This is a genomic window from Pseudoxanthomonas helianthi (assembly GCF_017939625.1).
Lineage (GTDB): Bacteria > Pseudomonadota > Gammaproteobacteria > Xanthomonadales > Xanthomonadaceae > Pseudoxanthomonas_A > Pseudoxanthomonas_A helianthi.
The window spans coordinates 1,685,328-1,685,720 of sequence record NZ_JAGKTC010000001.1 but is presented as its reverse complement, the minus strand read 5'-3'; the positions used below and the strand labels follow the sequence as shown (position 1 = coordinate 1,685,720).

The window sequence follows — 393 nt, the reverse complement described above, 5'->3', positions numbered from 1 at the left end:
GCGCGCTGAGGCTCGTAGCCAGCGAACGGCCCAAAGAAGACCCAGCTGGGAGACGACAAGCCAGCAATGACCTCAGTCCGCCTGGGAAAGTGGTTGGGGAACTCTGGCCAGGCGTTCTGCACATACGTGTCCCATTGCATTGGGTCCAGCTGATGGATCTTTCCGTCAGATAGGTCAATGAATTCGTAGCCGCGCCGCCGCAGTTCCGTAACGGCCTGAACTAGTGCCCCGTTCGGGTCCGGTGCGCCGATAAAAACACCAACATAGGCGCCCGCGAGATTGGCAGGCATCTCGCTATTGGAGCCACGGCCAATGTGCATGTTGAGCAGAAACAGGCCGTTTAGCGTAGGGGCTGGCTTTTTCTTAAAGATGGAGAGCATGTGGGGTGCGCGC

General features: G+C 58.5%; 1 protein-coding gene. It reads right to left on the bottom strand.

Annotated elements, in window-relative coordinates; genetic code table 11:
- Positions 1-380 (bottom strand): hypothetical protein (locus J5837_RS07670; RefSeq protein WP_210536075.1); only part of this gene is annotated, 380 nt, incomplete at its 3' end.
- Between the last annotated feature and the right edge of the window lie 13 nt (positions 381-393).